The 5,989-nt window shown below is 47.0% G+C and carries 5 protein-coding genes; 3 read left to right on the top strand and 2 right to left on the bottom strand.

The annotated features are described in order from the left end of the window. Positions 1 to 1,132: 1,132 nt before the first annotated feature. A complete protein-coding gene (locus QUA56_RS05280) occupies positions 1,133 to 2,617 on the top strand; it encodes a DEAD/DEAH box helicase (protein WP_333354189.1) in 1,485 nt (494 codons plus the stop codon). Between the two features lie 259 nt (positions 2,618 to 2,876). Here the strand turns inward: QUA56_RS05280 and QUA56_RS05275 are convergent, their stop codons facing one another. Continuing rightward, entirely contained in the window at positions 2,877 to 3,023 is a 147-nt protein-coding gene (locus tag QUA56_RS05275; RefSeq protein WP_333354187.1) for a hypothetical protein, read from the bottom strand. A 268-nt stretch (positions 3,024 to 3,291) separates the two neighbouring features. Then, entirely contained in the window at positions 3,292 to 3,852 is a 561-nt protein-coding gene (locus QUA56_RS05270) for a hypothetical protein (protein ID WP_333354184.1), read from the bottom strand. A gap of 216 nt (positions 3,853 to 4,068) precedes the next feature. On the opposite strand from QUA56_RS05270, the gene QUA56_RS05265 reads away from it, so the two are divergent. Further along, positions 4,069 to 5,268 (top strand): Coenzyme F420 hydrogenase/dehydrogenase, beta subunit C-terminal domain, encoded by a 1,200-nt coding sequence (locus tag QUA56_RS05265; RefSeq protein ID WP_333354181.1) that lies wholly within the window; start codon positions 4,069 to 4,071, stop codon positions 5,266 to 5,268. A gap of 178 nt (positions 5,269 to 5,446) precedes the next feature. Beyond that, positions 5,447 to 5,989: leucine-rich repeat domain-containing protein (locus QUA56_RS05260; protein ID WP_333354179.1), on the top strand; the 543-nt coding region annotated here is incomplete at its 3' end.

The raw sequence follows: 5,989 nt of genomic DNA, 5'->3' as shown, positions 1-5,989 counted from the left end.
TGGAAGCTCGATCGGTGGTCTAAAATGGTGGGATCGACCCTCATGAGTTGACGTGGCACTGTATCCGGTGCTCGGCGGGGTCAAGTCGATTTTAGATTTTAGATTTTAGATTTTAGATTGACTGCACAGACTGATCTGGAAGCTCGATCGGTGGTCTAAAATGGTGGGATCGACCCTCATGAGTTGACGTGGCACTGTATCCGGTGCTCGGCGAGGTAAAGTCTGAGTGTTGCTGGAACTGTCGCCTGAGACGGTGCGGCAAACAAAAACCGGACACCAGCCAAAAATGATTAGCTGATTGTGCAGCAAAAGTAACTGTTTGTACAATATTGTGCAAAGATATGTAGCAAAGGGGTTCTAAACTTTTTTAGCCCCTATCTGGCAATCGACCCTCCCCCTAGGGGTGCGGTAATCTCTACAGAACGATCGGAGAATTTTAACGAATTTAATGTTTTGTTTCTGAATGTAAAGAGTTATGATGATAACAAGCCAGAAATAAGCGGGGATAATTTGAGATTGCTTCGCCGTCCGCCTTACACCACAACGGTATCCCGAAAGAGTGTTGAGATGGATAGGCGGTAACGGTAGCCCAAAAAGGAATACAAGCCTCCGGCTTAAGTCGTGGAGAGATAAAAATTTTAGAGGAAAGTTAAAGCTCCCTGATTCATCTGTGGAGTCAATCTAAAATCTAAAATCTAAAATCTAAAATCGACTGACGGTCGCCCCATCCCCTGCTCAATCCCGCAGGCGACGGATTGCGGGATAGCGCCTGAACCAAAAACCTGTTACTACTATGTAGTGAAGTGGGGCTGTCATGATCCTCACTATAAAATGCCCTAGAGGGAAAGCTTGCAAGTACCTCAAAGGAAGTCCAATGTCCTATTTTAAGAATGTTGGAAGCCTATAACCCGACCGCTGGCGGTTGGTATCGGTGATGTCACAAAATCAAAGACGGCTGTCGAATTGGTAAATTAGTCACCATCGACGGAGCTGCCCTATACTCGATTGCTATTTAAGAAGGTGCGCGCAGGCGCAGCACCATAAAGAACTCTTATGAGTTCCTGCCCTAGAGCAGAAATCCGCATCCGAGTTGGGCAACTTAGAAGGCTAAGACTCGTTATTAGGAGCATTAATGAATTTATTGTTTGAAGGCTTAGGTCTTTCGGAAGAACTCGTTCTCCATCTGGAAACACTAGGCTTTACAGAACCTACTCCCATCCAAGTACAAGCAATTCCGCACCTGTTAGCAGGTCGCGACGTTGTGGGTCAAGCCCAAACAGGAACGGGCAAAACGGCAGCATTCTCGTTGCCCATCTTGGAGCGGATTGATTTAGATGTAACTGCGGTGCAAGCACTGGTGCTGACACCGACTCGCGAATTGGCGATGCAAGTAACTGAAGCCATCCGCGATTTGAGCGGCATTAGCAGCGACGGCCCGGTAAAAGTAGGTCGCTCTCTACAAGTTTTGACGGTGTACGGCGGTCAGTCGATCGATCGCCAAATGCAGCGTTTGAAGCGCGGCGTTCACATCGTTGTGGGTACACCCGGCCGCATATTGGATATGCTGAGCCGGGGCAGCCTGAAACTAGACAAGGTAAAATGGCTAGTTTTGGATGAAGCTGACGAAATGCTGAGCATGGGCTTTATCCAAGATGTGGAAAAAATCTTGGATGCTGCACCAAAAGAACGTCAAACGGCATTTTTCTCGGCGACGATGGAAGCTTCCATTCGGAAATTGGTGTCGCGGCATTTGCGTAACCCAGTCAACGTCACCGTAGAACAGCCAAAAGCAACGCCGAAGCGCATCAGCCAAGGCGTGTACATGATTCCGCGCGGCTGGTCGAAGGCAAGGGCTCTACAACCAATCCTAGAAATGGAAGACCCGGAATCTGCACTGATTTTTGTGCGGACGCGGCAGTCGGCGGCGGAACTCACCAGCCAACTGCAAGCAGCAGGTCACAGCGTTGACGAGTATCACGGTAATTTGAATCAGGCACAGCGGGAACGTTTGCTGTCGCGGTTCCGCCAATGTCAAGTCCGCTGGGTAGTGGCGACTGATATCGCGGCGCGGGGTTTGGACGTGGATCACTTGACTCACGTGATTAACTACGATTTGCCCGATAGCGTAGAAAGCTACGTTCACCGGATCGGACGCACGGGCCGGGCTGGTCGGGAAGGAACGGCGATTACGCTGATTCAACCGGTCGATCGCCGCAAACTGCGCTTGATTGAACGCCACGTGCGATCGAGCTTGACGGTGCGAAACATTCCGACACGGGCGCAAATTGAAGCTCGTCAGTTGGAAAAGATGCAGGGTAAAGTTCGCGAAGCTTTGGCTGGCGAACGGATGGCATCTTTCTTGCCTCTGGTGTCTCAGTTATCCGAGGAGTACGACTCCCACGCGATCGCCGCTGCTGCTTTGCAAATGGCTTTCGATCAAAGCCGTCCTGCTTGGATGGGCGCTGATTACGCTCAACAAGAAGATCCCCCGATTGGTGGAGAAAACAGCGTCAAGCCAATCTTGATTAAGAAGCGGGCTAAGACTGGTGCGCCGAGTAATTCTGCAGCGCCGAGTTTTTCTGGAGCACCGAGTGCTCCTGTTCCCCAGAACAGCTAATTGGTAGGGTGCACAATGTGCACCTTATTTAGAATTTTTGTAGTAGAGATGCGATCGATCGCACCTCTACTTTTTTTATGGGTGCGATCCCAAATCCGACAGCGCTAGGCGGTTGAAACCGCGAACAAACGAAGCCCACTCCTAGCGGACTGAGAATTGCATAAGTAAAGATGCAAGGAAAGCGATCGGACAATTTCTGTAACTAATTCTACGCTGAGTACGTTAATTGAAGAATTGGGTACTGAGTGTCAAAATCTGATTACTTTAATTCATCAGCTTCAGTTACCTGATTTGAGCGATCGGCAAAAAGCTGAAATTCTATAGCAATCCTCGCATCAGCCGCAAAATCGAGCGAGACCAGAATCCTTGCAGTGCGAGCCAGAAAGCTCGCGTATAATGCAAGCAAATCATTTAGGATTGCTATAGGAGAGTTCCTGAGTGCTGCAATCCATCTGAACGTTCACTGCGGAGAGGATTTTCAGACGCTAGTTGCTGAGGAAATGGAAAAGTTGTCGGATGATGATGAAGAGGATTAAGCAGACGCGGGCGATTCCCTACGGGATAGCTACGCTTCACGCACATTAGGAAAAAGCCCTCCAGTAAACTCACCGAAGAGCTAAAAATCCTCATAAATAAGGACTAAAATCCTTAATACTGTACTCTTGTCTAATATTTCAGTTTAGCTGCGTGCCGACAATAATTTTTTGCACGCGATCGCCCTTAATTTCCAAAACCAAATTAGCAGCCTTTTGGTCATTGCTGTAAGTCAACCGAGTGGCTTCACCATGCACGGATTGCCACCCGTAACCGTAAGTTTTAACAACTTTTTGGCTGTTATCTCCTACCTTCACACCATCAATTGTCGCCAACTTGGGATTAGTAGTAGAGATTAAATAAACTTTGCCTTCCCATGCCGCTACCGTCAATTCCGAGTAGGTTAACGTGCGAATCTTGCCACCCATTACAGAGCCAGCAGATTTAGTTTCGTCGCGCTGCGGTTTTCCCAACTTGCGTTTAGCTTCTTCTACAGACATCCCCAATTTCATGCCGCTAATCCCTAGGCGCGAATAGTCGATCGCTGCGGGCTTTTGTGTCGCGCTCAGCATTGTTTCTAGAGCGACAACAGTTTGATTCATACCGGCAACAGGGCGAACCAAAGCAGCAAATCCTAAGCTCGCAATTGCGATATTGAGTATTATCCCAGCGACGGCTGTTGTCACAAACAACTTTACCATTTTTTTTATAGCTTTATTTAGAAAATTCTTCGCGCGATCGCCCGATCGATCCGGAGCAATACTAATAATTTCGAGCCGAGAGAATTCGCACAACAGGTAAAGCCCGCTTGCTGCTGGCTGTTCCCTGCAGGGCGATCGGGCGTTTATGATAATTAATCACCGGAATTGGTGTGATATCCTAACAAAAGCCGTTGCTCCATAAAATCCGCAATTTAGATGACCGCCATAGATTCCACTAAGCACCAAAAATCCAAAGCCCTCAAACCGGGCAGCCGCCGCCCTGCTAAAGAACTTTGCAGCGAGTGCGGTTTGTGCGATACATATTACATCCATTATGTCAAGGAATCTTGTGCTTTCTTAACACAGCATATCGCAGAATTAGAAGCAGAGATTCACGGGCGATCGCGCAATCTCGACAATCCCGACGATTGGTATTTCGGAGTCAGCCAAAACATGATGGCGGCTCGGAAAAAAGAGCCGATCGAGGGCGCTCAGTGGACGGGAATCGTCAGCACAATTGCCATTGAAATGCTCGAAAAAGGAATTGTAGAAGGCGTTGTTTGCGTCCAAAATACTAAAGAAGACCGCTTTCAACCGATGCCGATTATTGCTACAACTCGCGCCGAAATTCTCGCAGCAAAAGTCAACAAACCAACTCTATCTCCCAACCTTTCAGTATTGGAACAGATCGAAAAATCTGGGATGAAGCGGCTGTTAGTAATTGGCGTCGGCTGTCAAATTCAAGCCTTGCGAACAGTCGAGAAAAAACTCGGTTTAGAAAAGCTCTACGTTTTGGGAACTCCGTGTGTGGATAATGTCAGCCGTGCAGGCTTGCAAAAATTCCTAGATACGACTAGCCGCTCTCCCGAAACAGTTGTATCTTATGAGTTTATGCAAGACTTTAACGTTCACTTCAAACACGAAGATGGTTCGGAGGAAAAAGTGCCGTTCTTCGGGTTGAATACTAAGGAATTGAAAGATGTTTTTGCTCCTTCTTGTTTGAGCTGTTTTGATTATGTGAATTCTTTAGCAGATTTAGTTGTGGGCTACATGGGCGCACCTTTTGGCTGGCAGTGGATTGTGGTGCGAAATGACACCGGGCAAGAAATGTTAGATTTGGTAACGGATCAGTTAAATACTCAGCCGGTGATGTCTAAGGGAAACCGAAAAGAAGCCGTTCAGCAAAGCATTCCGGCTTATGAAAAAGGGGTGACTTTGCCGATGTGGGCGGCGAAGTTAATGGGAGTTTTTATTGAGAGAATTGGGCCGAAGGGTTTGGAATATGCTCGGTTTTCGATAGATTCTCATTTCACTCGCAATTATCTGTACGTGAAGCGCAATTATCCTGAGAAATTAGAGGCTCATGTGCCGGAATATGCTAAGCGGATTGTGGGACAGTATAAGTTGCCTGAGTGAGGTGATTCAGAGAGTTTTAAAGAGCTGTTTGGCAGGGACATGATATTGCCCTCTTTCCTTCAGTCCGGCAGGGGTTGAAACCCCTGCCTCAAAGCTTAAGTCCTTTGAAAAGGACTGAATCAATTATTAGCTTTGTTTGTGCAAGATGGCTTTAACTCTCAATTAGATATATAAGATTATGACACTTATAGTGGCACAGAAATATATCAATTTGCCAAGGTCGATCGCACTTACTTGTTGTGTGCTTCTAGCATTATCTGGAAATGGAGGGTCGGCTAAAGCAGCAGAAGTGCGATCGGGAAACAAAACATTTGCTGAATGGTGTCGCGAAAAAGATTCTTTGAGTTCAGAAGCTAAACATACTGTTGATATGCTGTTGCAGCAAGCAGGGACTACTGAGTGCGATGGGGCTAATCAGAAACTTTCTCTTCTCACGGAACTCAACCTCAGCTTCAATCAAATCAGCGACATCAAACCGCTAGAATCCTTAACTAACATAACTGAGCTCAACCTCCAGAACAATCAAATCAGCGACATCAAACCGCTAGAATCCTTGACTAACTTGACTCAGCTAGTCCTCAGCTTCAATCAAATCAGCGATATCAAACCCTTAAAATCCTTGACTAACCTGACTGAGCTGATTCTTAGCTTCAATCAAATCAGCGACATCAAACCGCTAGAATCCTTAACTAACATAACTGAACTCAACCTCCAGAACAAT

It is taken from the genome of Microcoleus sp. N3A4 (assembly GCF_036701805.1).
Taxonomy (GTDB): domain Bacteria; phylum Cyanobacteriota; class Cyanobacteriia; order Cyanobacteriales; family Microcoleaceae; genus Microcoleus.
The sequence above is the reverse complement of the archived record's forward strand: the minus strand, read 5'-3'. Positions and strand labels throughout refer to the sequence as shown.

Bases quoted from the DNA above. Each gene is read 5' to 3' on its own strand.
- QUA56_RS05270 (WP_333354184.1), bottom strand. From the start codon at position 3,852: ATGGTAAAGTTGTTTGTGACAACAGCCGTCGCTGGGATAATACTCAAT.
- QUA56_RS05280 (WP_333354189.1), top strand. From the start codon at position 1,133: ATGAATTTATTGTTTGAAGGCTTAGGTCTTTCGGAAGAACTCGTTCTC.
- QUA56_RS05265 (WP_333354181.1), top strand. From the start codon at position 4,069: ATGACCGCCATAGATTCCACTAAGCACCAAAAATCCAAAGCCCTCAAA.